The sequence below is a fragment of the Streptomyces vulcanius genome, from assembly GCF_042653945.1.
Taxonomy (GTDB): Bacteria; Actinomycetota; Actinomycetes; order Streptomycetales; family Streptomycetaceae; genus Streptomyces; species Streptomyces mangrovi.
Genome location: NZ_JBHSFK010000119.1, coordinates 1 through 1,094 on the forward strand (window position 1 = coordinate 1; position 1,094 = coordinate 1,094).

General features: G+C 70.1%; 2 protein-coding genes. Both read left to right on the plus strand.

Going from position 1 to position 1,094, the window contains the following annotated elements; genetic code table 11:
• On the plus strand, window positions 1–353 hold a 353-nt coding region (locus tag ACFPIH_RS56255; protein ID WP_381188131.1), incomplete at its 5' end, for a hypothetical protein.
• 158 nt (window positions 354–511) lie between these two features.
• A partial coding sequence (locus ACFPIH_RS56260) for a DeoR/GlpR family DNA-binding transcription regulator (protein ID WP_381188128.1) occupies window positions 512–1,094 on the plus strand: 583 nt, incomplete at its 3' end.

The following is a 1,094-nucleotide window of genomic DNA, read 5'->3' on the forward strand; positions in this document are numbered from 1 at the left end:
GCATCGGCCGCAACGCCACTCCCGACCGGGCCTGGTACGCGGCCCTGACCGCCGGCCTGGAGCGGGCCGTGCGGATGGACTCCGACATGGCCGCGGTCCTCGGCCCGCACCACCGCACCGTCATGACCGGGGGCTGGTCGCGCAGTCTCGGCGTACGGCAGCTGCGCAGCGAGGCATGGAACGACGTCTCCGTCTCCCCGGTCCACGAAGCCGGTGGCCGTGGAGCCGCACTGCTGGGCGGCGTCGCGGCCGGGATCTACCCGAGCACCGACGATCTGCCGACCGCGGCAACCGGCGGGCAACCGGACCGGGCAGCCCCGTCGCCGCACCTCGCCACAGGGAGCAGCCAGTGAGCCAACCACTGCCCGGAGCCGGCAAGTTCATCACGGGCCCGGGCGCCCCACGCCCCTTCGACGGTCCCCTGGCGACCAGGACCGATCCGCGCCAAGGAGAATCGCCCCACCGGCAGGAAGCAGCCCCGAGGCCGGACACGGACGAAGGAATACCACTCATGACCACGGACACGACCACGGCGGATGACTCCCCGGACAGCCAGGGCCGGCCCCACTACGCAGTCGAACGTCATCAGGTACTGGTGCAGACGGTGCGCAGCCAGGGCCGCCTTGACGCCGGCGCCATGGCCGAACAGCTGCAGGTCTCCACGGAGACGATCCGTAAGGACCTCCAACTGCTGGAGCGGCGTGGCCTGTTGCGTCGGGTGCACGGGGGTGCGATCGCGGTCGAGGACCTGTCCTTCGAACCCGAGGTGTCCGCCCGTACCAGCAATGAGGACGAGAAGCGGCGCATCGCCCGGGCCGCTCTGGCCGAAGTACCGCGCGAGGGCGCCGTCTTCCTCGATGCCGGTTCCACCATCACGATGCTGGCCGAGATGTTCCCCGCCGACCGGGACCTGAACGTCTTCACCAACACGTTGACCATCGCTCTCGCCCTCGTCAGCCGCCCTCGGCTGAATGTGCACACCCTGGGTGGCCGCGTACGTGCCAGGACCTTCGCGGAAGTCGACAACTGGGCGATCCGCGCGCTGTCCGAGATCCAGGTCGACGTCGCGTTCCTCGGTACCAACGCCATCTCCA